At 55.6% G+C, this 23,566-nt stretch carries 18 protein-coding genes, 2 pseudogenes and 1 riboswitch; of the genes and pseudogenes, 11 read left to right on the forward strand and 9 right to left on the reverse strand.

Going from position 1 to position 23,566, the window contains the following annotated elements:
• The first annotated feature begins 175 nt into the window (after positions 1-175).
• Genes HWQ14_RS12640 through HWQ14_RS12650 form a run of 3 tightly spaced genes read left to right on the forward strand, consistent with a single transcriptional unit; the run spans position 176 to position 3,091 of the window.
• Positions 176-1,861, forward strand: a complete 1,686-nt coding sequence (locus HWQ14_RS12640) for a sensor histidine kinase (protein WP_148422761.1) — start codon at positions 176-178, stop codon at positions 1,859-1,861.
• Positions 1,855-2,574: a two-component system response regulator BtsR gene (btsR, locus tag HWQ14_RS12645; protein WP_176609902.1), complete on the forward strand. Its 720-nt coding sequence runs from the start codon at positions 1,855-1,857 to the stop codon at positions 2,572-2,574. Before HWQ14_RS12640 ends, btsR begins: the two co-directional genes overlap by 7 nt.
• Before the next feature lie 46 nt (positions 2,575-2,620).
• Positions 2,621-3,091, forward strand: coding sequence for a DUF1456 family protein (locus tag HWQ14_RS12650; RefSeq protein ID WP_148422763.1), 471 nt, complete (start codon positions 2,621-2,623; stop codon positions 3,089-3,091).
• Between the two features lie 106 nt (positions 3,092-3,197).
• On the opposite strand, the gene metG is transcribed toward HWQ14_RS12650, so the two are convergent.
• A complete protein-coding gene (gene metG, locus HWQ14_RS12655) occupies positions 3,198-5,231 on the reverse strand; it encodes a methionine--tRNA ligase (RefSeq protein WP_176609903.1) in 2,034 nt (677 codons plus the stop codon).
• Between the two features lie 137 nt (positions 5,232-5,368).
• On the opposite strand from metG, the gene apbC reads away from it, so the two are divergent.
• Positions 5,369-6,478 carry an iron-sulfur cluster carrier protein ApbC gene (gene apbC, locus HWQ14_RS12660; protein ID WP_148418279.1) on the forward strand — a complete coding sequence of 370 codons (1,110 nt, stop codon included), beginning with the start codon at positions 5,369-5,371 and terminating at the stop codon, positions 6,476-6,478.
• A gap of 90 nt (positions 6,479-6,568) precedes the next feature.
• Here the strand turns inward: apbC and HWQ14_RS12665 are convergent, their stop codons facing one another.
• Positions 6,569-7,048 (reverse strand): GNAT family N-acetyltransferase, encoded by a 480-nt coding sequence (locus HWQ14_RS12665; protein WP_148418278.1) that lies wholly within the window; start codon positions 7,046-7,048, stop codon positions 6,569-6,571.
• Positions 6,999-7,331, reverse strand: a complete 333-nt coding sequence (locus HWQ14_RS12670) for an RcnB family protein (RefSeq protein WP_176609904.1) — start codon at positions 7,329-7,331, stop codon at positions 6,999-7,001. Before HWQ14_RS12670 ends, HWQ14_RS12665 begins: the two co-directional genes overlap by 50 nt.
• A gap of 481 nt (positions 7,332-7,812) precedes the next feature.
• Here HWQ14_RS12670 and HWQ14_RS12675 point away from each other — a divergent pair, with 481 nt between their 5' ends.
• The 3 genes from HWQ14_RS12675 to etk are packed head-to-tail and all read left to right on the forward strand — an operon-like array spanning position 7,813 to position 11,599.
• Complete coding sequence (locus HWQ14_RS12675) at positions 7,813-8,952, forward strand: polysaccharide export protein (protein WP_176609905.1); 1,140 nt, start codon at positions 7,813-7,815, stop codon at positions 8,950-8,952.
• On the forward strand, positions 8,952-9,401 hold the full coding sequence (locus HWQ14_RS12680) for a protein tyrosine phosphatase (RefSeq protein WP_274857712.1): 450 nt from the start codon (positions 8,952-8,954) through the stop codon (positions 9,399-9,401). Before HWQ14_RS12675 ends, HWQ14_RS12680 begins: the two co-directional genes overlap by 1 nt.
• On the forward strand, positions 9,401-11,599 hold the full coding sequence (gene etk, locus HWQ14_RS12685) for a tyrosine-protein kinase (protein WP_176609907.1): 2,199 nt from the start codon (positions 9,401-9,403) through the stop codon (positions 11,597-11,599). The genes HWQ14_RS12680 and etk overlap by 1 nt, the downstream gene beginning before the upstream one ends.
• On the opposite strand, the gene HWQ14_RS12690 is transcribed toward etk, so the two are convergent.
• Both HWQ14_RS12690 and HWQ14_RS12695 read right to left on the reverse strand, forming a co-directional pair.
• Positions 11,596-12,939, reverse strand: coding sequence for an NCS2 family permease (locus tag HWQ14_RS12690; protein WP_176609908.1), 1,344 nt, complete (start codon positions 12,937-12,939; stop codon positions 11,596-11,598). The two genes, etk and HWQ14_RS12690, sit on opposite strands and share 4 nt — an antisense overlap.
• 20 nt (positions 12,940-12,959) lie before the next feature.
• A pseudogene (locus HWQ14_RS12695) lies at positions 12,960-14,739 on the reverse strand (adenine deaminase).
• Positions 14,740-14,861: 122 nt separating this feature from the next.
• Here HWQ14_RS12695 and HWQ14_RS12700 point away from each other — a divergent pair.
• Both HWQ14_RS12700 and HWQ14_RS12705 read left to right on the forward strand, forming a co-directional pair.
• Entirely contained in the window at positions 14,862-15,782 is a 921-nt protein-coding gene (locus HWQ14_RS12700) for a LysR family transcriptional regulator (RefSeq protein WP_176609909.1), read from the forward strand.
• A gap of 70 nt (positions 15,783-15,852) precedes the next feature.
• Positions 15,853-16,370: pseudogene (locus HWQ14_RS12705) on the forward strand (protein disulfide oxidoreductase).
• Positions 16,371-16,405: 35 nt separating this feature from the next.
• Here the strand turns inward: HWQ14_RS12705 and HWQ14_RS12710 are convergent.
• From HWQ14_RS12710 to HWQ14_RS23270, 4 genes are all read right to left on the reverse strand, one after another.
• Entirely contained in the window at positions 16,406-17,872 is a 1,467-nt protein-coding gene (locus tag HWQ14_RS12710) for a pyridoxal phosphate-dependent decarboxylase family protein (protein WP_176609910.1), read from the reverse strand.
• An 18-nt stretch (positions 17,873-17,890) separates the two neighbouring features.
• Positions 17,891-19,267, reverse strand: a complete 1,377-nt coding sequence (locus HWQ14_RS12715; RefSeq protein ID WP_032623920.1) for a diaminobutyrate--2-oxoglutarate transaminase — start codon at positions 19,265-19,267, stop codon at positions 17,891-17,893.
• A gap of 311 nt (positions 19,268-19,578) precedes the next feature.
• Positions 19,579-20,016 carry a hypothetical protein gene (locus HWQ14_RS12720; RefSeq protein ID WP_176609911.1) on the reverse strand — a complete coding sequence of 146 codons (438 nt, stop codon included), beginning with the start codon at positions 20,014-20,016 and terminating at the stop codon, positions 19,579-19,581.
• A gap of 285 nt (positions 20,017-20,301) precedes the next feature.
• The gene (locus tag HWQ14_RS23270) at positions 20,302-21,423 is read right to left on the reverse strand and encodes a YadA C-terminal domain-containing protein (RefSeq protein ID WP_245166394.1); all 1,122 of its coding nucleotides are present in this window, start codon (positions 21,421-21,423) and stop codon (positions 20,302-20,304) included.
• Positions 21,424-21,844: 421 nt separating this feature from the next.
• A riboswitch (TPP riboswitch) is annotated at positions 21,845-21,941 on the forward strand.
• Between the two features lie 35 nt (positions 21,942-21,976).
• Between HWQ14_RS23270 and thiM the strand changes: the two genes are divergently transcribed.
• Both thiM and thiD read left to right on the forward strand, forming a co-directional pair.
• The gene (gene thiM, locus HWQ14_RS12730) at positions 21,977-22,747 is read left to right on the forward strand and encodes a hydroxyethylthiazole kinase (protein ID WP_176609912.1); all 771 of its coding nucleotides are present in this window, start codon (positions 21,977-21,979) and stop codon (positions 22,745-22,747) included.
• Positions 22,744-23,544: a bifunctional hydroxymethylpyrimidine kinase/phosphomethylpyrimidine kinase gene (thiD, locus tag HWQ14_RS12735; protein WP_176609913.1), complete on the forward strand. Its 801-nt coding sequence runs from the start codon at positions 22,744-22,746 to the stop codon at positions 23,542-23,544. The genes thiM and thiD overlap by 4 nt, the downstream gene beginning before the upstream one ends.
• Positions 23,545-23,566: the final 22 nt, after the last annotated feature.

A 23,566-nucleotide genomic window follows, 5' to 3' on the forward strand; every position in this document is an offset into this window, starting at 1 on the left:
CACATTGCGGAACCAGGAAGAATTGATTCTTTTTTGTACAAATTATGCGAGGCACGGATCGGGTGCGGCAAAAGGTGTGATAGCGGACACGATTTATCGCTTTTATGGCACGTTTCAAAGAAAGTTTACCGCCATCAGTGTATGTTACGCGTTTTTAGACTGTGCGGTTGTGGGTATGTACGAGTTTAATCTGGTGCTGCTGTTGCTTCAGCAGATGTGCGTGTTTCTTGTTATCGCGTGGCTGATGAGCAAAACGCGCCTGTTTATTCCGCTGATGCAGGTCACCGTGCGTTTACCGCACAAGCTGCTCTGCTACGTCACGTTCTCCATTTTCTGCATTATGGGCACCTATTTTGGCCTCCATATTGAAGATTCTATTGCCAATACGCGCGCCATCGGCGCGGTTATGGGCGGGCTGCTGGGCGGCCCGGTTGTGGGCGGTCTGGTAGGATTAACCGGCGGCCTGCATCGCTATTCAATGGGGGGCATGACGGCGCTGAGCTGCATGATTTCGACCATCGTCGAAGGATTACTTGGCGGTCTGGTTCACAGCTACATGATCAAACGTGGCCGCCCGGATAAAGTCTTTAGCCCGCTGACCGCCGGTGCCATTACCTTTGTGGCCGAAATGGCGCAAATGGCGATCATTTTGCTTATCGCGCGTCCGTTTGAAGACGCCCTGCACCTGGTGAGCAATATCGCCGCGCCGATGATGGTGACCAACACCGTGGGGGCGGCGCTGTTTATGCGCATTCTGCTCGACAAACGCGCCATGTTCGAAAAATACACCTCGGCATTTTCCGCCACCGCCCTGAAGGTGGCGGCCTCCACCGAAGGGATCCTGCGTCAGGGATTCAACGAAGAAAACAGCATGAAGGTGGCGCAGGTGCTTTATAAAGAGCTGGATATCGGGGCCGTGGCGATTACCGATCGCGAGAAGCTGCTGGCGTTTACCGGTACCGGAGACGATCACCATCTTCCGGGCAAACCGATCTCCTCGGCCTACACCCTGCGCGCGATTGAAACGGGCGAAGTGGTCTATGCCGACGGTAACGAGGTGCCGTACCGCTGCTCCCTGCATCCGCAGTGCAAGCTCGGTTCGACGCTGGTTATTCCCCTGCGGGGCGAAAACCAGCGGGTGATGGGCACCATTAAGCTTTACGAAGCCAAAAACCGGCTGTTCAGCTCCATCAACCGCACCCTGGGAGAGGGTATAGCCCAGCTGCTTTCGGCGCAGATCCTTGCGGGGCAGTATGAGCGGCAAAAAGCGTTGCTGACGCAATCCGAAATTAAGCTCCTGCACGCCCAGGTGAACCCGCATTTCCTGTTTAACGCGCTCAATACGCTGAAGGCGGTGATCCGCCGCGACAGCGATCAGGCCGCGCAGCTGGTGCAGTTTCTGTCGACATTTTTCCGCAAAAACCTGAAGCGGCCTTCGGAGATTGTCACCCTTGCGGACGAGGTTGAGCACGTAAACGCCTATCTGCAAATCGAAAAAGCGCGCTTCCAGTCTCGTTTACAGGTGTCGTTATCCGTCCCGGACGAGCTGGCGTATCAGCATCTGCCCGCGTTTACCCTGCAACCGATCGTGGAAAACGCCATTAAGCACGGCACCTCGCAGCTGCTGGGCACCGGAGAGATTACGATTTCCGCTTCCCGTTTTAACCATCATCTGGTGCTGGATATTGAAGATAACGCCGGGCTGTACGAGGCCTCCGCGTCAGGCGGTTTAGGCATGAGCCTGGTGGATAAACGCCTGCGCGCGCACTTTGGTGACGACTGCGGTATCACCGTCGCCTGTGAGCCAGACCGCTATACCCGAATTACCTTACGATTGCCGCTGGAGGAGAACGCATGTTAAGAGTGCTGATTGTTGACGATGAGCCGTTAGCACGGGAAAACCTGCGGGTCCTGTTGCAGGAGCAGAGCGACATAGAGGTGGTGGGCGAGTGCGCGAACGCGATTGAGGGCATTGGCGCGGTGCACAAGCTGCGCCCGGACGTGCTGTTCCTCGATATTCAGATGCCGCGCATCAGCGGGCTGGAGATGGTCGGGATGCTCGATCCGGAGCATCGTCCCTATATCGTCTTTCTGACGGCGTTTGACGAATACGCCGTAAAGGCGTTTGAAGAGCACGCCTTTGACTATCTGCTGAAGCCCATCGAAGAGAAGCGGCTTGATAAGACCCTGTCCCGTTTGCGCCAGGAGCGGAGCGTGCAGGATGTGTCGCTGCTGCCGGAACACCAGCAGCCGCTGAAGTTCATCCCGTGTACCGGGCACAGCCGAATTTATCTCCTGCAAATGGATGACGTTGCCTTTGTCAGCAGCCGACTGAGCGGCGTTTACGTCACCAGCGCCGAAGGTAACGAGGGCTTTACCGAGCTGACGCTGCGCACGCTGGAGAGCCGCACGCCGCTGATCCGCTGCCATCGCCAGTATCTGGTGAACATGGCGCACCTGAAGGAGATCCGCCTTGAGGATAACGGCCAGGCCGAGCTGGTGCTGCGCGCCGGACAAACGGTGCCCGTCAGCCGTCGCTACCTGAAAAGTTTGAAAGAGGCGATTGGCCTGTAAAACTGGTACACTGCGCCCCATTGCATCATCGACATTTGAAGGCTCTATGCTAAGTAACGATATTCTTCGTAGCCTGCGCTACACCCTGAAAGCGAACAACAATGATATGGTGCGCATTCTTGCGCTTTCCGACATGGAGTCCACGTCCGCCGGGTTTGACACCTGGATGACCAAAGAAGACGAAGAGGGTTTCGTTCGCTGCCCGGATATTATCCTGTCGGGCTTTCTGAACGGGCTGATTTACGACAGGCGCGGCAAAGACGAGTCTGCGCCCGAGCTGGCGCTGGAGCGTCGGGTGAACAACAACACGGTGCTGAAAAAGCTGCGCATCGCGTTCTCCCTGAAAACGGACGATATTGTGGCGATTATGACGGAGCAAAAATACCGCGTATCCGTGCCGGAAGTCACCGCCATGATGCGCGCGCCTGACCACAAAAACTACCGCGAGTGCGGCGACCAGTTTCTGCGTAATTTCCTGCGCGGGCTGACCCACCGGGTGCATCACCCGAAGGCATAAAGGCGGTAGGGTGCGGCCTGATGCCCTCACCTCGACCCTCTCCCTTAGGGAGAGGGAGAAAATAAAATGCCATAAAAAAAGCCGGAGATTATCTCCGGCTTTTTTGTTATTTCACCTGCTGACCCGGCTTCGCGCCTTCGTCAGGGCTTAACAGGAAAATATCTTTCCCGCCAGGGCCTGCGGCCATCACCATCCCCTCAGAGATGCCGAAGCGCATTTTGCGCGGCGCCAGGTTTGCCACCATCACGGTCTGGCGGCCAATCAGCACCTGCGGATCGGGATAGGCTGAGCGGATGCCGGAGAAGACGTTACGCTTCTCGCCGCCCAGATCCAGCGTCAGGCGCAGCAGCTTGTCAGACCCCTCCACGAACTCCGCGTTTTCAATCAGCGCCACGCGCAGATCGACCTTCGCGAAATCGTCAAAGGTGATGGTTTCCTGAATCGGATCGTCAGCCAGCGGGCCGGTCACCGGGGCGGCAGCCGCTTTCACCTCTTCTTTAGAGGCTTCCACCAGCGCTTCAACCTGCTTCATTTCGATGCGGTTATACAGTGCCTTGAAGGTGTTCACCTTGTGGCCAAGCAGCGGCTGCGCCATTGCATCCCAGGTGAGTTCGGTGTTCAGGAACGCTTCCGCGCGGGCTGCAAGCTGCGGCAGCACCGGCTTCAGGTACGTCATCAGCACGCGGAACAGGTTAATGCCCATGGAGCAGATAGCCTGCAGATCGGCATCGCGGCCTTCCTGTTTTGCCACTACCCACGGCGCCTGCTCGTCGACATAGCGGTTAGCCAGGTCGGCCAGGGCCATAATTTCACGCACCGCCTTACCGAACTCGCGCGCTTCCCAGGCTTCGCCAATAGTCCCGGCGGCGTCGGTGAAGGTTTTGTACAGCGCAGGGTCAGCCAGTTCAGCCGCCATCACGCCGTCAAAACGCTTGGCGATAAAGCCCGCGTTACGGGAAGCCAGGTTCACCACCTTGTTGACGATATCCGCGTTCACGCGCTGCACGAAATCTTCGAGGTTCAGGTCGATGTCGTCGATGCGGGATGAGAGCTTCGCCGTGTAGTAGTAGCGCAGGCTGTCCGCGTCGAAGTGGTTCAGCCAGGTGCTGGCCTTGATGAACGTCCCGCGAGATTTGGACATCTTCGCGCCGTTCACCGTCACGTAGCCGTGCACGAACAGGTTGGTTGGCTTGCGGAAGTTGCTGCCTTCCAGCATGGCCGGCCAGAACAGGCTGTGGAAGTAAACGATGTCTTTACCGATGAAGTGATACAGCTCGGCGGTGGAATCTTTCTTCCAGTATTCGTCGAAGCTGACGCTGTCGCCGCGCTTGTCGCACAGGTTCTTGAAGGAGCCCATGTAGCCAATTGGCGCATCCAGCCAGACGTAGAAATATTTGCCCGGCGCGTTCGGGATTTCGAAGCCGAAGTAGGGCGCATCGCGGGAGATATCCCACTGCTGCAGACCGGATTCGAACCACTCCTGCATTTTGTTCGCCACCTGCTCCTGCAGGGCGCCGCTGCGCGTCCACGCCTGAAGCATTTCGCTGAACGACGGCAGGTCGAAGAAGAAGTGCTCGGAATCACGCATGACAGGCGTCGCGCCAGAGACGACGGATTTCGGCTCGATAAGCTCGGTCGGGCTGTAGGTTGCGCCGCAGACTTCGCAGTTATCGCCGTACTGGTCCGGAGATTTACATTTCGGACAGGTGCCTTTCACGAAACGGTCCGGCAGGAACATGCCTTTTTCCGGATCGTACAGCTGAGAAATGGTGCGGTTTTTAATAAAACCGTTCTCTTTCAGACGGGTGTAGATCAGCTCCGACAGCTCGCGGTTTTCGTCGCTGTGCGTGGAGTGATAGTTGTCGTAGCTGATGTCAAAGCCAGCAAAATCGGTCTGATGCTCCTGACTCATTTCGGCAATCATCTGTTCCGGGGAGATGCCCAGCTGCTGTGCTTTCAGCATGATCGGCGTACCGTGGGCATCGTCCGCGCAGATGAAGTTAACCTCGTGGCCGCGCATTCGCTGGTAACGGACCCAGACATCAGCCTGGATATGCTCCAGCATGTGGCCGAGGTGGATTGAGCCGTTGGCGTACGGCAGGGCGCACGTTACCAGAATTTTTTTCGCGACTTGAGTCATAGTGGGCATTACTTCTTTTAACTGTGAAAAGGGTTTTCGATATTACCAAAAGGGGCATTATTAAGTAAGCACAAACCGCGCCCTTTCAGGTAAACTTGTTTGTCTAAGGTCTTATTCACAAGAACAAAGGAGTCGGGATGAGTTCTCAGTCCCAGGCCAAATCACCGGAAGCCTTACGAGCAATGGTCGCCGGAACGCTGGCTAATTTTCAGCACCCAACCCTGAAGCACAATCTCACCACGCTAAAAGCGCTGCACCATGTCGCGTGGCTGGACGATACGCTGCACATTGAACTGCAAATGCCGTTCGTCTGGACCAGCGCCTTTGACGCGCTGAAAGAGCAGACTAGCTCCGAGCTGCTGCGCATTACCGGGGCAAAAGCGATTGACTGGAAGCTGAGCCACAGCATCGCCACGCTCAAGCGCGTGAAAAATCAGCCGGGCGTTAACGGCGTGAAGAACATCATCGCCGTCAGCTCAGGCAAGGGCGGGGTGGGTAAATCGTCTACCGCCGTTAACCTGGCCCTCGCGCTGGCGGCTGAAGGGGCGAAAGTCGGCATTCTGGATGCGGATATCTACGGCCCCTCCATTCCGAACATGCTCGGCGCGGAAAACCAGCGTCCGACTTCCCCGGACGGGACCCACATGGCGCCGATTATGGCGCACGGCCTGGCGACCAACTCAATTGGTTACCTGGTGACGGACGATAACGCAATGGTCTGGCGTGGCCCGATGGCCAGCAAAGCGCTGCTGCAAATGTTGCAGGAGACCATGTGGCCGGATCTGGATTATCTGGTGCTGGATATGCCGCCGGGTACCGGTGATATTCAGCTGACGCTGGCGCAGAACATTCCGGTAACCGGGGCCGTTGTGGTGACCACCCCGCAGGATATCGCGCTGATCGACGCCAAAAAAGGCATCGTGATGTTCGAGAAGGTGGAGGTGCCGGTGCTGGGCATCGTCGAGAATATGAGCATGCACATTTGCAGCAACTGCGGCCACCATGAGCCAATCTTTGGTACCGGTGGTGCGGAGAAGCTGGCGGCGCAGTATCACACTCAGCTGCTTGGGCAGATGCCGCTGCACATCACGCTGCGTGAAGATCTCGATAGCGGGAAACCGACGGTCGTCAGCCGTCCGGACAGCGAATTTGCGGAGATCTATCGTCAGCTGGCAGGGCGCGTTGCGGCGCAGCTGTACTGGCAGGGCGAGGTAATTCCAGGTGAAATCGCGTTCCGCGCGGTGTAGCGTTTCTGCGCGTTAGTGCCGGGGGGGGCGGCTTCGCCTTACCCGGCCTGTTGAGTTTTTACGTCAGTTAAGCGTAACCCCCACCCGACGCTAGCCCAGCCGATAGTGCATCAGGTAATACTCGCCTTCCGGTGAATCCCCTGATGCTTCAATGTGCCAGCCGTGGCGCTGGTAAAAGGCAACCGCCCGTTCATTCTTCACCAGGCACTTCAGGGCGCCGGTGCTGGTAAACGACTTCTGTACCTGTTCAAGCAACAGGCGTCCAACCCCCATGCCCTGATGCTGCGGATCGACAAACAGGTTGTGCAGAAAGTTATCGTTTTCATGGACGGAGGCAAAACCCACGCGGTGGCCGTCGTGAATCGCAACCCAGATCTGCTCGTCGCGCGTTGCGGCGTCGAAGTCCTCAAGCTGCCATTCCGCGCTGTCCAGCCACGGCCAGGCCTCGCGTCGCGCATGCAGGTAGAGCGTGCGCAGGAACGGCCTGTCGTCCTCCTGCCAGGGCCGGATCAGCATCGTATCAGCGGTGATAGAAGATATCTCCGTTATAGGCTTTGTAGATTTTGCCATCGGCATCACCGATCAGAACGTAATTCTCGCCCATGTAGGTCCAGTGCGTGCCGGCATCCGGCGCAGGAAGGTTGCGCAGCTGATACTGTTTGATGGTGTACTCGGGCGTCTGATACTGCGCAGGCGCCGTGTCGCCAATTTTGAACTTTGTAAAATCGGCAATGAACTCTTGTTCTTCATAAGCTTTGATGCCCGAAGGGGACGTCGACGCTTGCGGCGCAGAGTTCGCTACTCCCGCCAGTGACAGTAAAACGCCCAGAAGCAGCAGTTTACGCTTAGCCATTTTTTCTCCAGTCATATCGTTACTGATACTTTTGCGTGCAGATCCGGAAACGGAGGGCAGGCAGTTCATTTTAAGTATCATCATCAGGATGAGTTTGAAAAAAATGTAACAAAAGTGAAGGGATTTGTGTAGTCAAAACGGCCATAAAGTATTTTAGCTATGAATTAATGCCAAGTTTAATAGATATAATAATTATTGTTTTATTAATTAATTCTGAAAAGACATTTTCAGAGCCAATTTACAAGGATACAGGCATGCATTCAACGAATAGAACATTTAAGATTGTCCGAAACTAAACCTCCGCGATCAAGATTCAGTAATTATCCGGCTGACAAAGGCTTAATGCAGGGCTAGCGGCCAGCTTTTTAATTGATACTGGCTGCATTCGTTAATGCGTTGACTAACAGGAGCTTGTTCTTAAAGGAAGTTTTAGGTTTTTACCAGACTTATGATAATCACTACTATAAAACAATTTTAATAAATGAAAAATACAACGGCATTTTCAATTCTGCTTTTCACTATTATCCCGCTCGCGGGCTGCGTATTTTCTCCCGGTCAGCATCTCGACCCTGGGGGAAAGCAGGTCATTGCCACAGAAGATGCAAACTATCAGCGTGAGAAACGGGTGGACGTTTATCCCCTCACGCCTTCGCTAATTGAAAAACTGCGGCCTCCGGTCTCAAAATCTCAGGCAAATCCTAATCTGGATAACGAAGTCAAAAACTGGGAATACCGTATCGGAACCGGCGATATTTTAACCGTTACCGTCTGGGATCACCCTGAGCTGACTACCCCGGCGGGCCAGTATCGTAGCGCAAGCGACACCGGTAACTGGGTCAACGCTGACGGCACGCTTTTCTATCCGTACGTTGGCAAACTGCATGTGGCAGGCAAAACGGTCTCTCAGGTACGCGAAGAGATCACCGCCCGGCTGGACAACGTCATTCAAAGCCCGCAGGTGGACGTCAGCGTCGCCTCCTTCCGCTCGCAAAAAGCCTACGTCACGGGTGAAGTGATGAAGTCGGGCCAGCAGGCTATCACGAATATTCCGCTGACGGTCATGGATGCCGTCAATGCTGCCGGGGGTCTCTCTGCTGACGCGGACTGGCGTAACGTGGTGCTCACCCATAACGGCAAGGATACGCGCCTCTCTCTGTATGCGCTGATGCAGTGTGGCGATCTCACCCAAAATAAGCTGCTCTATCCGGGCGATATTCTGTTTGTTCCCCGTAACGACGCGCTGAAGGTGTTCGTCATGGGTGAGGTTATTAAACAAAGTACGCTGAAAATGGATCGCAGCGGCATGACCCTCGCCGAAGCGCTGGGTAACGCGGGCGGTCTGAACCAGAATATGGCGGATGCCACCGGCATTTTCGTCATACGTTCGGTGCCGAAAAAGGATCGCGCCGACAAACTCGCCACGGTCTATCAGCTGGATGCCAAAGACGCTTCAGCCATGGTGTTAGGCACCGAATTTCAGCTTGAGCCCTACGACATTGTCTATGTGACCACCGCGCCGCTGTCCCGCTGGAATCGCGTGATTACGCAGCTTGTGCCGACCATCAGCGGCGTGCATGACATTACCGAGACGGTGCGTTACATCAGATCGTGGCCGCAATAATGTTTGATTCCATCTTAGTGGTCTGCACCGGCAATATTTGTCGCTCGCCGATTGGCGAGCGGCTGTTGCGTCAGTTGCTACCGGGAAAACGGATAACCTCGGCAGGTATCTATGGGCTGGAGGGCAGTCCGGCGGATGTCAGCGCTCAGGACGTGGCAAGGCGACATGGGATCTCACTTGAGGGACATCGCGCGCGCAAACTGACCCCGCAGATCATGTGGGAATCGGATCTGATTCTGGTGATGGAACCTGCTCATCTTCGCTTTATCTCTGACATGGCCCCGGAAATTCGCGGCAAATCGCTGCTTTTTGGGCAATGGTTGGGGCCGCAGGACATCCCCGATCCCTATTGTAAAAGTCGTGAAGCATTCGATTATGTTTTCGGTCTGCTGGGCAAAGCCAGTCAGGAATGGGCTCATCGTTTGAGTCAACAAGGAATGAAGCGTTAATGTCGTCTTACACAACAGACAGTTACGGTGCGGCAGCACCGGAGAATCATGAAATCGATCTCATTAGCCTGCTCGGCGAGGTGATCGATCACCGTGCAGTCATTTTATCGATAACTTTCCTGTTCGCCCTGTTGGCGGGGCTGTATGCCTTTCTGGCCACGCCCGTTTATCGCGCAGATGCTTTAATCCAGGTAGAAGGAAAGCAGGATAACAGCCTGCTCAAAAATTTAAGGCAGTTTGGGAGTGAGATGTCTCCCGATGTCGAACCTGAAATTCTTCTGCTTAAATCGCGCATGATTCTGGGCGCAACCGTCGATGAATTAGGCCTAACACAGCACGTGACGCAGCGTACGTTCCCGGTAGTGGGGCGTCTGTGGGCACGGTTGCAGGGCCGTAAACCAGCGACGGTTGCCCTTGACTGGCTGCAACTTCCCCCTGTCGAAGGAAAACCTCGCACCCTTGTGCTCACTGTGCTGGAAAAAGGGGCATACCGGCTGGAGGGCGATAACTTTTATGCCGAGGGCAGGGAAGGGAAACCGCTGGAAAAAGCCGGCGTTTCGCTGCTAGTGGTGAAAATGAATGCGCCAACGGGCACGCAATTCACGGTGCAAAACAGCACCCGTCTGGAAGCTATTAATACGCTCAGCACCCAATTTAGCGTCGTTGAATCGGCAAAGCAGAGTGGGGTACTGATGCTCACGCTGACCGGAAACGATCCTGAGCGCATTGCGCATGTGCTTGACCGGATTGCCAACAACTATCTGCAGCAAAACATTGCGCGCCAGGAAGCACAGGATGCACGCAGTCTTGCATTTTTGCAGCAGCAATTGCCTAAAATCAGAAGCGAACTGGATCTGGCTGAAGAGCGGCTTAATCAGTATCGCAAACAGCGTGACTCGGTGGATCTCTCCCTGGAAGCGAAATCGGTTCTTGAGCAGATTGTGAATATCGAAAACCAGCTCAACGAGCTGACGTTTCGTGAGGCGGAGATTTCTCAGCTGTTCAAGAAAGAGCACCCGAACTACCGCGCCTTGCGTGAAAAGCGTCAGACGCTTGAGCAGGAGAAGGTCCGCCTTAATCAGCGTGTCGCCGCCATGCCATCGACCCAGCAGGATATTTTGCGCCTCAGTCGGGATGTGGAGTCAGGCCGCACCATCTATTTGCAGCTACTCACCCGTCAGCAGGAGCTGAACATTTCGCGCTCCAGCGCCATTGGTAACGTGCGAATTATCGACAGCGCGGTGACGCAACCCGATCCCATCAAACCGCGAAAGCTGGTGATTATCGTCTTAGGCATCCTGTTGGGGCTGATATGCTCAATGGGGCTGGTTCTGGTCCGCATGGCACTCAGACGCGGCATCAATACCTCCGAGCAGCTGGAAGGTCTTGGCGTACAGGTGATGGCTACCTTGCCCCGTTCCCTGTGGCTGTGGAAAAAAACCAACCTGCGTAAAAAACGCGTATTTGGCTCACGCTGGAGACACAAGATTGTCGATGTTCCTTTCCTGCCGGTTGATCGGCCTGCGGATGTTTTTGTCGAGGCCGTGCGGGGGCTGCGCACCAGCCTGCATTTCACTTTGCAGGATGCCGCTAACCGGATCGTGATGATTTCTGGCCCAACGCAGGACTGCGGTAAAACCCTTGTCAGCACTTCGCTGGCCGTGATTGAAGCGCAGGCCGGGCTCAGGGTGTTATTCATTGATGCGGATATGCGCGAGGGATATGTACACAACATCTTTGACCTGAAAAATCATACCGGGCTTTCCGACGTGCTTGACGGAAAATGTCATTTCCAGGCGGTGATTCAGCGCTATGAGAAAGGCAACATTGATGTCCTGACCTGCGGGCCGGTTCCGTTACGCCCCTCTGAACTGCTGATGAGCGAACGCTTCAGGGCGTTAATGATCTGGGCAGATGAGCATTATGACCTTGTGATCCTCGATACCCCACCGGTGCTGGCCGTAACCGACGCCTCAGTGGCTGCCCCGGTGGCCGCCACCTCGCTGCTGGTGGCCCGCTATGGTAAAACCAGCCTGAAAGAGATGGAGAACAGCATTAAGCGTTTGCAGCAAACGGGGGCGCATATCAACGGCACCGTGCTGAACGATGTAGTGAAATCGGCAGCGCTGTATTACCGTGCAGGCTATGGCCATTACGAGTATGGCCATAGCCCGACACGGCAACCGCGCAAGGATTAGTGCTTCACCAGCGTGGCAAAGTAATACACCAGCGGAATGGCGAGGATCCACAGACCAACGGGGATTTCTCGCCATTTTCCTGCAATCGCTTTGATGACGATGTAAAACAGCAGCCCTCCCGCAATCCCTGTCCCGAAGCTGTTGGCAATCAGCGTAATCATCACCATCATCAGCACCGGCAGCCCGTCGGTGAAGTTTGCCAGATCCACCTTACGCAGGCCGCTGAACATATTCAGGCCTATCAGGATTAGGGCAGGCGCCGTGGCTTCTTTGGGGATCATGAGCGCAACGGGCGTAAACAGCAGCATCAGTAGGAACATGATCGCAGCGGCCAGCGCCGTCATGCCGGTTTTACCCCCCGCTTCTGCGGCCGCTGAGGATTCAATCAGCGCCGTGGCGGCAGGAATACCCACCCAGGGGCCAATCGCGGCGGCAATCGAGTCCACCATAAACGGGCGATTGATGTTTGCCATATTGCCCTCTTCATCCAGCAACCCGGCTTCACCTCCCACCGCCAGCGTGGTGCCCATGGTGGAGAAAAACTCCGATGCGAAAAAGACAAACAGGAATGGCAGGAAGGCAATATTCAGCGCGCCCAGCATGTCGATATGGCCCAGTACCGGCGTCAGTGAGTGAGGCATGTCAATAAAGCTGGCAGGAAGGCGGGTCACCCCCATCGGAATGCCTACGAGGGTAGCAAATAAAATGGCCCACAAAATGGCGCCCGGAATGCGACGCGCCTGCAGGGCAATGGCGAGGAACAGGCCGCTGAGCGCCACCAGCGCGCCTGGGGAGAGAAAATCACCCAGCATCAGCGCGTTCGTTTTTGCGTTAGCCAGCACCAGGCCGGCATTGCGAAAGCCCAGTACGGCGACAAAAAGACCGATAGAAGCCGTCAGTCCCAGTTTGATGGACTGCGGTACGGAGCGGGTCACAACCTCTCGCAGGCCAAAACGGGTGAGCAGGAAGAACAAAATACCCGACCAGCAGGCAATGCCCAGACCAATTTGCCAGCCGATGCCTTCACTGCCCGCCAGCGTTACCCCGACCAGCACCGAGCCACCAATGCCGGGCCCGACAATAAACGGCAGGTTGGCGTAAAACGCCATCAGCAGCGTACCGGCCACAAACACCAAAATGGTGCCGGTGGTCGCCGCGCCTTTGTCCATCCCGCCTACGGCGAGAAGCCCCGGGATGACCACCAGCAAATAGGCGGCTGCGAGAAAACCGGTGAGACCGGCCAGACACTCTGTGCGCACGGTACTGCCGCGCGTATACAGTGCAAAACGACGTTCAAGCCAGTTCCCTGGTGCTGGCGAATTAACGGTATTGTCGGCCATTATCCGGCTCTCCTTCTGTATTATTGTGTGGTGTCCGGGGTTTCCCGGTAAGAAATCAGCGGATCGACAATCTGGCGCGTGCTGCCATCGGTCAGTCCAAGATCGGTTAAATGCGGCCCGGCGTTGCAGGCAAGGCACGTCCCTTCAATGGCTTTAAATACTCTGTATGGCGGCTCCCAGTCGGCAATCTGGCTGCTGCGTTCGCGCAGCTCACGGAACTGGCGCGCCAGTTCCGCAGGGGCGAGCTCTGACAACATCCCCGCAATGGGCATCGCCACATGGGCGATCACGTCCCCGTTCTGTACCAGCGCCATCCCGCCACCGCTTTGGATCAGCGTGTTGGCGGCCAGTGCCATGTCATCAGGATCGCGTCCCAGTACCACCAGGTTGTGTGAGTCATGGGAGTAGCTGGTGGCAATGGCCCCCCCGCAGCTCTCCCCAACCTTCCAGCAGGGCGATTTGCGGTACCGCCGCATGGCGTGCGTGGCGGTGCTGAACCCAAATCAGGCTAAAACCAGCCGGTATCTCAACGCGTCCGTCACGTACCCGGACGTCGGTTTCTCCCCAGCGGGTAAAACGTGCGCCGCTGATATGACGCAGGCGCGCCACACCGTGGTTTGCGTTGTCGATGCGCATGTAAAAATCACTGGCGGTCAGCGACGACAGGCGCACGGTATCCCGGGGCAGCGTCAGGGGCGTATCAACAATCGGCTCGATCATCGCTCCGTCACGGGCAATGCATTTTCCGGCGACGTACACCCGACGAGCCGTCAGTTTATCCAGTGAATCGAACACCACCAGATCCGCACGACGACCCGCGGCAATCAGCCCGAGATCGTTACGCTGCAGGCGCAGGGAGGCGTTCAGGGTAGCAAACCGCAGCGCGTCCGTCGCCGGAAGGCCATGTTCAATCAGCAGGTTGAGCAGGGCGATGATGCCGCCTTTTTCCATCAAGATGTCCGGTGGGACATCGTCAGTGCAGACCGTGATTTGTGACGACAGATGCGGCAGCGTTTTCAGCGCGCTGACGATATCAGGCAGCAGATAAGGATGCGAGCCGCGGATCTCCAGCGTCAGCCCGGCGCGTAATTTTTCCAGCGCATCGTCGGCGGAGGTGAGTTCATGATCGGAGGTGACGCCCGCCGCCAGATACGCCTGTAAATCCGCGCCGCTCAGACCACGCGCATGACCTTCAATCAGCTTTCCACTTTCCAGCCCGGCCTGCACGATCTCCAGCATACGCTGACTGCCATTCAGCACTCCGTGCATGTCCATCACTTCCGCCACGCCGTGCACTTCGGGCCAGCCAAGCAGGGTATTCATCTCTTCGCCCGCAAAGTCTGCGCCGGACATCTCCAGCCCCGGTGTGGAAGGGACGCTCGATGGCGCCGCGACCATTACCTGCAGTGGCAGGTTGCGGCTCGCCTCAATGGCAAAGCGGACGCCCTCAATCCCCAGAACGTTTGCCAGCTCGTGCGGATCCCAGAACACCGCGGTGGTGCCCTGCGCCAGTACGATCTCTGCGTAGCGGGCGGGCAGCAGATGCGAGCTTTCAAGGTGAACATGCGTGTCCATTAGCCCCGGAGAGAGAAACTGGTTGTTCAGGTCATGCGTCTCATGCGCATCGTTGCGGTTACCGCGCGGATGGACGCTGGCGATAAGCGAGCCGACGATGCCCACATCCGCGTCGCGGATCTCACCGGTTGCCATATCAACAACTCGGGTATGCGTAAGCAACAGGTCAAACGGCGTTTCGCCTCGTGCAGCCTTCACGGCGCGGCGTCGGGTTTCGGCAGTCATGCAATTAACAGTTCCAGCATTGAAATATTGACGTTACTCTATGCACCCGGCAAACGTTTGCCCAGCTGATAAAATTTATCGCCCGATAACCCCGGGTTATTCTGTGACGCGTGTAACGGATAATGATGACGGAACCCTGGCAGCGCTTGCCTGCGCTCTCCCTTCGGCAGCTACAGTATTTTGTCACTCTGGCGCAGCTGCGTCATTTTACGGATACCGCCAGTAAACTGGCCATCAGCCAGCCGGCGCTCAGCAGCGCCCTGCGGCAAATCGAAACCGTGCTCGGCGGTAAACTGGTCAACCGTACCGCGTCGGCGGTCACGCTGACCGAGCTGGGGCACGCCATTCTGCCACATGCCCAGCGGGTGCTCAGCGTGGCGCAGCTGGCGTTTGATGATATGCAGCAGATTGTGCAGGCCGGCGGCGACGGTACGGTGCGGATCGGTCTGGTACCTTCAGTCAGTTCGCTGCTGTTTCCGCTGCTGCCGCAGACGCTGGGGCAGGCCTTTCCGCGCTTGCGGGTGGAGTTTCACGACCAGACTAACGATGCGCTGGTGGCGCAACTGCTGAAAGGGCAGATTGATTTTGGCATCGGGGCGCTGGACAACTCGGTACCCGAACAGCTGGACGTGTTCCCGTTGCAGGAGGATCCGTTTGTGGCCGTGCTGCACTGCGACGATCCGCTCGCCGCGTCGGCACATGTTCCCTGGAAACAGCTGGTGGGCCGGGATATTGCCGTTTTCTCAAAAGGCAATATTCAGCGGCTGGTCAATGCGCTTGCCGAAAGCCACCGTCTGTCCCTGCAGACCCGTTATCAGGTGGACTATATCGAGACATTATACGGGCTGGTGCGCTCGAAGCTTGCCGTGGGGATATTGCCTCAGCTTTACACCACCCACCTGCAGGACCCGCAGCTTAAGGTGGTTCACCTACAGCAACCGGCCCTGGCGCGCACGGTGGCGCTGATGCGTGCCCCGCAGGCGCTGCCTCCGCTCATTGAATCCTGCTTTACCCTGATGGTTGATACCTTACGCACCAGGTAAGGCGACACTTCTTTACAGCGAAACGGCGCGCAGCTCGCTAAGGTGACCTTCGTTAAATCACGAGGTCATAATGGAAAACCGCAAATTCAGCCAACTGCGCCGCTGGGCGCGGGAAGGGATCATACTCGTACTGCTGGCGCTGGCCGTGATCTGGAGTGTGGATCAGTACCGCAAGCCGTTATTACCCGCCACGTTTAGCGCTATTCCGATGCAGGACGTTGATGGTTCAGTACATGACATTGCTGCACTCAGTCACAGGATCGGCCGCTGCTGATTTACGTCTGGGCGACCTGGTGCAGCATCTGCCGTTATACCACGCCTGCGGTCGTTAGGCTGGCAGAAGAGGGCGGTAACGTGGTGAGTATTGCCATGCGCTCTGGTGATGACGCTAAGCTTGCGCGCTGGGCCGAAAAGAAACAGCTGAAAATGCCGGTGATTAATGACGAAAACGGTGCGCTGTCAAAGCAATGGCAGGTTAGCGTAACGCCGGCGCTGGTGCTGGTCTCTAAAGGCAATGTCGTTAGCACAACAACGGGCTGGACAAGCTACTGGGGATTAAAAGTCAGGATGTGGTGGGCAGGGTTATAAAAATAGCCCCTCTCCCGGCGGGAGAGGGGGTTGGGTTATTTCGCCAGAACTTCCTGAGCGGTACGCTCAACCAGAGACAGCAGGACTTTAATGTCCTCCAGCGTCACGGTTGGGTTCAGCAGGGTCAGCTTCAGGCAGGTGATACCGTTATGTTCGGTAACACCGACGTTTGCGCGGCCTGATTCCAGCAGCGCATCGCCAATCTTCTGGTTCAGCAGGGCAATACCGGCGTCATCCATCTGCGCCTGCGGACGGAAGCGGAACAGAACGCTTGCCAGCTGTGGCTGCATAACCAGTTCCAGAGCAGGCTGCTCTTTCACGTAGGCTGCAACCTGCTGCGCCAGCGTCACGCCGTGATCGATGATCGCCGCATACTGTTCCTGACCCAGCGCTTCCAGGCTCATCCACAGCTTCAGCGCGTCGAAACGGCGCGTGGTTTGCAGCGATTTGGACACCAGGTTAGGCACGCCCGCTTCTTCATCAAACTCAGAGTTCAGGTAAGCCGCCTGATAGCGCATCAGCTCATAGTGACGTGCTTCTTTCAGCAGGAAGGCACCGCAGCTGATGGTCTGGAAGAACTGCTTGTGGAAGTCCAGCGTCACGGAATCCACCAGCTCGATGCCGTCCAGGTAGTGACGATACTGCTCGGACATCAGCAGCGCGCCGCCCCAGGCCGCATCAACGTGCACCCAGATATTCTGTTTCGCAGCCAGCTCGGCAATGGCACGTAGCGGATCGATAGCGCCCGCGTCGGTCGTGCCGGCAGTGGCCACGATAGCCAGGATCTGTTCACCGTTCGCGTTGCACTGCTCAATTTTCGCCGCCAGATCGTTGAGATCCATACGGGAAAATTCGTCAGTTTTCACCTGCACCACGGACTGATAGCCCAGACCCATCAGCGCCATGTTTTTCTGCACGGAGAAATGCGCGTTTTCGGAGCACAGCACGCGGATCTTACGCAGATCGCCGGTCAGACCATCCTGCTGGACAGAGTGGCCCTGACGCGCGAAGAACGCATCACGCGCCAGCATCAGGCCCATCAGGTTGCTCTGGGTACCGCCGCTGGTGAAGACACCTGCGTCGCCAGCCTGATAACCCACGCGGGTACGCAGCCATTCAATCAGCTTGATTTCAATGATGGTTGCGGACGGGCTTTGATCCCAGGAGTCCATACTCTGGTTGGTGGCGTTAATCAGCACTTCCGCTGCCTGGCTTACCACCAGGCTCGGGCAGTGCAGGTGCGCCACGCACTGCGGGTGATGAACGGACAAGCTGTCTTTCAGGAAAAACTCGACGGCGCGTTCAATCGCCGCTTCGTTGCCCAGCCCTTTCGGGTTGAAATCCAGCTTAATACGGTCGCGCAGCTCCGCGACCGTTTTGCCCTGGTACATCTCAGGCTGCTTCAGCCACTGCATCACAGCCTGAGTGCTTTGTTCAATCGCCTGCTGGTAAGCTTCAATGCTCTGCGCAGAGGAGAACAAAATTGGGTTTGAATCAGACATCGTAATCAACCACTCCGGTTACGCCGGGCGAACGCCCGCAGCAAGCAGCGCCTGCTCAAATTTATCCAGGAACACTTTCAGCTCATCATCGCTGATCAGCAGGGAAGGCAGCAGACGCAGAACGATACCGTTACGACCGCCGCGCTCCAGGATCAGACCGGCTTCGAAGCACTTCTTCTGGATCAGCGCAGACAGTTCGCCGTCGCCCGGGAAGCAGCCCATGTGGTCAGCGGCTTCATGCGGCTTAACGATCTCGATACCGATCATCATGCCCAGACCGCGAACGTGGCCGATTACCGGATAACGTTTCGCCATCTCTTTCAGCTGGCCCTTCAGCCATTCGCCCTGTGCAGCCACTTTGCCAGCGATGTTCTGGTCTTTCAGGATTTTCAGCGTGGTCAGACCGGTTGCCATTGCCAGCTGGTTACCGCGGAAGGTGCCGGTGTGGTGGCCTGGCGCCCATGCATCGAACTGCTTTTTGATACCAAGCACGGCCAGCGGCAGACCGCCGCCAACGGCTTTAGACATCACGATGATGTCTGGCTCAATGCCCGCGTGTTCGAAGGCGAAGAATTTACCGGTACGGGCAAAGCCAGCCTGAACTTCGTCGAGGATCAGCAGAATGCCGTGTTCCTGAGTCACTTTACGGATGCGTTGCAGCCACTCGGCCGGAGCCGGGTTCACGCCGCCTTCACCCTGAACGGCTTCAAGGATCACCGCCGCAGGTTTACGCACGCCGCTTTCAACGTCGTTAATCAGGTTGTCGAAGTAGTAGGTCAGCGCTTTCACGCCCGCTTCACCACCGATACCCAGCGGGCAGCGGTACTCGTGCGGATAAGGCATGAACTGAACTTCAGGCATCATGCCGTCTACCGCTTCTTTCGGAGACAGGTTGCCGGTAACGGACAGTGCGCCGTGGGTCATACCGTGGTAACCACCAGAGAAGCTGATGATACCGCTACGACCGGTTACTTTTTTAGCCAGCTTCAGCGCCGCTTCTACAGCGTCAGCACCGGATGGCCCGGTGAATTGCAGGCAGTACTCTTTGCCCTGACCAGGCAGCAGAGAGAGCAGGTATTCTGAGAACGCGTCTTTAAGAGGCGTGGTCAGATCCAGGGTATGTAACGGCAAGCCGCTGGTAATGACATTTTGGATGCTTTTCAGCACATCAGGATGATTGTGACCAAGCGCAAGGGTGCCTGCGCCTGCTAAACAGTCAAGGTACTCTTTATTATCTGCATCGGTGATCCACACGCCTTCTGCTTTAGTGATGGCTAAAGGCAGCTTGCGAGGATAACTCCTGACGTTAGATTCAAATTCGGCCTGACGGGCCAGATAGGTTTCGTTGCTTTTGTGGGCATCTACGGTGTCAATACGGACTTTATCCGTCATCATATCACTCCTACAACCGCCGCTTCGTTATGAGCAACGATTGAATAAAAAGTTAAAAAACAGATGGGGCCTGAAAAAAACGCCGCCAATATAGAGCCTTTTGTCACCGGGCTCAATGGTTAATTTGTTTACTGTTTTGTGACACAGAGCACAGGGGGGGCAATATCCACGTTTACAGGCGGAAAATTGCGGTTTATGCCTAACAAAAACAATGGGTTACGTGTGGTTTGTCAGCATTGTAAAATCAGAGAAAAGAGTGTGACAAATCGTGCGATTGACGGACAAAAAGGAGGCTGACCGCCTCCTTACGCGCTTTATTTCTGCGTGACCTGCAAAATACCGCGATCGCGTCCCTTCATTTTATTCCACGACGCGTCCGTAATACCGTTTTCATCAAGGCTAAGCGATATCACAACACCATCGCCATGAATCTCGTAGAAATGCGCATTCAGGCGTTTTACGCTGGCTTTTTTACCGTTAACCGTAGCGTTAAAAAAGCCGTTTGAAACCGTGGCGCTAACCGTGTTTGAGGTTAATGAGGCTTCCCGCAGGGGATCGTGAACCGCTGTCGTTCGATCGCCTTGCGCCGCGTTTTCCGCTTTCGTTTTGCTGATATCGCAAGAACCGTCGGTAGCGCTAATTTGCGTGCATCCCGAACGTTCCAGCTGGGCACGATAATGTGCGCTAATGGCGTGCGCGGGCATTACGACAACAGAGAACAGTAATACGATCGGCGTTAATTTCGTTTTCATAAAATAAACCTTAGCTGTGGTGATGGTGTTTTTGGCCAGCGTCTGCCGCTCGGGCTGCATTTGCGTTGCTCGGGCGAGACGCACTCCACAAAAACGGTAGTGCATATGTTTATCATCATTAATTTTTTCATTTATCGCCTTAATAACGACATAAATAATATGAGACGTACATTATGCCGATCCAGATCCCAACGGAAATCAGCATCAGGTACAGGGCTGCGGAAATAAAAATATATTTATACATGCGCGTTGCTATCAATTAAGGCCCATTAAAAGGGCGAAGTTTTAAAAGCCCAAACCTATCCCAACCGATGCCCCCATGTTATTCGCGGTATCATCAGAGAAGTTCATTTTACCGATGACGTGGGAAGAAAAGTTTACCGACGCGCCGACGGCAAGGGCGCTTTCGCCGTTATAGGTCGCACCGCCTGCTGAAAACATCACGCGCTGGTTAGTTTGCACCTGTGGTAAACCCGCCATCGCCATCGCGCCCGAAATACCGGCATTTGCCTGTTTCTTATTATTGTCCACTTCTTCACGCAGGGATTTAAATTGCTGGCTGGTGGCGTTATTCATTGCCTGCAAGGTCTGCCTCGTCGCTTGCAGCTCCTGCGTTGCTGCGTTAACCGCCAGGCTATTTTTAGCGACCTTAGCCTGGGTTGCCGTGTCGACTTGTTTTTGCGTAACGGTGGTTGTCACGCCATCTTTGCCGTTATGGCCATTTACGCCGTCACGACCGTTTATTCCCGCGAGGCCCTGTGCGCCGGTGTCGCCTTTGTCGCCCTTAACGCCGTCTTTTCCATCTTTAGGGGCTGGCAGGCTTTCAAGTTTAGTAATACGTACATCTTGCGTATTATCTTTAAGTCCTTGATCCTGTTTATCGCCATCATAAATCTGCTGGCTTACTTTACCTGCGACATTAAATTCAACGTTACTAATGTCCTGCTTACGCGCCGCAGTTTCGTTAGCAAGATCGGCAGCATTAGCATCTGCTTTGGTATTTGCTAAATCTGCATCAGCTTTAGCCTGGTTTGCAGTAGTTTGTGCAGAGAAAGCCTCTTTAGATGCTGAATTAGCTGTATCCTGAGCGATTTGCGCTTTATCAGAAAGAATCTGTTTAGAAGTTTGCAGATCGTCATTGATGATGAGTACACCATCTTTTGTGCTATTTAAATCATCATCGATAGTAACAACACGATTAGTAAGACCGTTCAAGTCTTTAACACTCGCCATATCGTCCAGATCATATTTTTTAATGCTTTCATCCTGCCCGTTCACGGAGAGGAAAACATTACTTCCATCAGTTGTTTGGATCATCGCTTCAGCAGCATTCGCCACATTCGTTGAAGCAGAAAACAGCGTACCAAAAACAGCAATGGCAATCGCTGATTTATACAGAGATTTCATTTAAAAAGACTCGCGGCAGAAGAATTTAAAATTAAAGATAAAATAAGTGATAACGGAGCTAAACTATAAATAGTTTAGTCTTGTAAGTGTTGATGTAGATCACCTTTTACACTTATTGCGATGCAGCTGGATGTGGTGTTTTTAGTCTTTTTATAAATACTATTTCGAATGAAAATTAAAAATTCGCAAGCTGAAAGTAAACATTAAAGAGCATGGCTTAAAGGCAAAAATTAATAAAAGCTTAGATTAACTAACTTTGCTAAAGTGAGATTTATTATCATGTTTTACGGTATCGTTTTGTTCAGGTTTTCTCTCTCGAAGGAGTGGGTAATAATAAATCGAAAACCCTTGCGCCAGAACTACGCTCCCGGTTACACTAAAAAAGCATTAGTTTTTAATGCATAACTGATTCTTTTATAAGTAATTTGACTCGGGGTGCCCTTCTTTGTGAAGGCTGAGAAATACCCGTATTACCTGATCTGGATAATGCCAGCGTAGGGAAGTCAGATGCCTTCCCGGTCATCGCTTCTTCACGTACGGCAGGAGCGAAACCATGCAGACTAACCTGCTCGATCTACCTGTTTTACATCATTTCCGAACCCGTTCCCCGCTTACACACTGTATGACTAACGACGTCGTGCAGACGTTCACCGCCAACGTTCTGCTGGCGCTTGGCGCATCGCCGGCGATGGTGATAGAAGCCGAAGAAGCCGAACAGTTTGCCGCGCTTGCCGACGCGCTGTTAATCAACGTTGGCACGCTTACCGCCCCGCGTGCCCAGTCGATGCGCCGGGCCATAGAGAGTGCGGTGGCCGCAGGCAAACCCTGGACTCTGGATCCGGTCGCGGTAGGCGCCCTGACGTTCCGTACCCGCTTTTGTCATCAGGTGCTTTCTCTCAAACCTGCGGCTATTCGCGGTAACGCCTCGGAAATTCTTGCCCTCACCGGCATGAGCGCGGGTGGACGCGGCGTGGACACCACCGATACCGCGGCGAGCGCGTTGCCCGCTGCGCAGGCGCTGGCCCGCCAGACCAGCGCCATAGTGGTGGTGACGGGAGAGGTGGATCACATCACCGACGGCCAGCGAACCCGCACGGTCACGGGGGGCGATCCGCTGATGACCCGCGTGGTGGGAACGGGCTGCGGGCTCTCTGCGGTCGTTGCCGCCAGCTGTTCGCTGCCGGGCGACAGGCTCGACAACGTGACGGCGGCCTGCGGGTGGATGAAGCGCGCGGGGTCGATTGCCGTATCCCAGACCCGCGGCCCCGGCAGCTTTGCCGCTGCTTTTCTGGATGCGCTCTACGCGCTGGAGGAGCAGGTATGAAACGCATTAATGCTCTCACCATTGCGGGTACCGATCCAAGCGGCGGGGCAGGGATCCAGGCCGACCTGAAAACCTTTTCTGCACTTGGCGCGTACGGTTGCTCTGTCATCACCGCGCTGGTGGCGCAAAACACGCGAGGCGTACAGTCGGTTTATCGCATTGAGCCAGATTTTGTTGCCGCGCAGCTGGATTCGGTATTCAGCGATGTACGCATCGATACCACCAAGATCGGCATGCTGGCAGAAGCCGATATCGTTGAAGCGGTCGCCGAACGGCTCAGGCATTATCAGATACAAAACGTGGTGCTCGATACCGTGATGCTGGCAAAAAGCGGCGATCCGCTGCTCCCGGCCTCCGCCGTCGAAACGCTGCGTAAAAAGCTGCTGCCGCAGGTGGCCCTGATCACGCCCAACCTGCCTGAAGCCGCCGCGCTGCTGGATGCGCCACACGCCCGGAACGAGCGCGAAATGAAAGAGCAGGGGAACGCGCTGCTGGCGATGGGGTGTAGCGCGGTGCTGATGAAGGGCGGCCATCTTGATGACGCAGAAAGCCCGGACTGGCTCTTCACCCGCGACGGCGCGCAGCGCTTCACCGCACCGCGGGTACAGACCAAAAACACCCACGGAACGGGCTGCACGCTCTCTGCGGCGCTGGCGGCGCTGCGTCCGCGCCACGCTGACTGGGCGGGTGCGGTGCAGGAAGCCAAGGTATGGCTCTCCGGCACGCTGGCAAAAGCGGATTCTCTGGAAGTGGGTCACGGTATTGGTCCGGTTCACCATTTCCATGCATGGTGGTAAGCCGTATACTGGCAGGAAACCT

This window comes from Enterobacter cloacae, from assembly GCF_013375935.1.
Classification (GTDB): domain Bacteria; phylum Pseudomonadota; class Gammaproteobacteria; order Enterobacterales; family Enterobacteriaceae; genus Enterobacter; species Enterobacter pasteurii.

Coding starts and splice junctions, on each gene's coding strand:
- HWQ14_RS12720 (WP_176609911.1), bottom strand. CDS start 20,016: ATGAAAACGAAATTAACGCCGATCGTATTACTGTTCTCTGTTGTCGTA.
- metG (WP_176609903.1), bottom strand. CDS start 5,231: ATGACTCAAGTCGCGAAAAAAATTCTGGTAACGTGCGCCCTGCCGTAC.
- HWQ14_RS12670 (WP_176609904.1), bottom strand. CDS start 7,331: ATGGCTAAGCGTAAACTGCTGCTTCTGGGCGTTTTACTGTCACTGGCG.
- btsR (WP_176609902.1), top strand. CDS start 1,855: ATGTTAAGAGTGCTGATTGTTGACGATGAGCCGTTAGCACGGGAAAAC.
- apbC (WP_148418279.1), top strand. CDS start 5,369: ATGAGTTCTCAGTCCCAGGCCAAATCACCGGAAGCCTTACGAGCAATG.
- HWQ14_RS12675 (WP_176609905.1), top strand. CDS start 7,813: ATGAAAAATACAACGGCATTTTCAATTCTGCTTTTCACTATTATCCCG.
- thiD (WP_176609913.1), top strand. CDS start 22,744: ATGAAACGCATTAATGCTCTCACCATTGCGGGTACCGATCCAAGCGGC.
- HWQ14_RS12665 (WP_148418278.1), bottom strand. CDS start 7,048: ATGGCAAAATCTACAAAGCCTATAACGGAGATATCTTCTATCACCGCT.
- HWQ14_RS12680 (WP_274857712.1), top strand. CDS start 8,952: ATGTTTGATTCCATCTTAGTGGTCTGCACCGGCAATATTTGTCGCTCG.
- HWQ14_RS12640 (WP_148422761.1), top strand. CDS start 176: ATGTACGAGTTTAATCTGGTGCTGCTGTTGCTTCAGCAGATGTGCGTG.
- HWQ14_RS23270 (WP_245166394.1), bottom strand. CDS start 21,423: ATGAAATCTCTGTATAAATCAGCGATTGCCATTGCTGTTTTTGGTACG.
- HWQ14_RS12690 (WP_176609908.1), bottom strand. CDS start 12,939: ATGGCCGACAATACCGTTAATTCGCCAGCACCAGGGAACTGGCTTGAA.
- HWQ14_RS12715 (WP_032623920.1), bottom strand. CDS start 19,267: ATGATGACGGATAAAGTCCGTATTGACACCGTAGATGCCCACAAAAGC.
- thiM (WP_176609912.1), top strand. CDS start 21,977: ATGCAGACTAACCTGCTCGATCTACCTGTTTTACATCATTTCCGAACC.
- etk (WP_176609907.1), top strand. CDS start 9,401: ATGTCGTCTTACACAACAGACAGTTACGGTGCGGCAGCACCGGAGAAT.
- HWQ14_RS12700 (WP_176609909.1), top strand. CDS start 14,862: ATGATGACGGAACCCTGGCAGCGCTTGCCTGCGCTCTCCCTTCGGCAG.
- HWQ14_RS12650 (WP_148422763.1), top strand. CDS start 2,621: ATGCTAAGTAACGATATTCTTCGTAGCCTGCGCTACACCCTGAAAGCG.
- HWQ14_RS12710 (WP_176609910.1), bottom strand. CDS start 17,872: ATGTCTGATTCAAACCCAATTTTGTTCTCCTCTGCGCAGAGCATTGAA.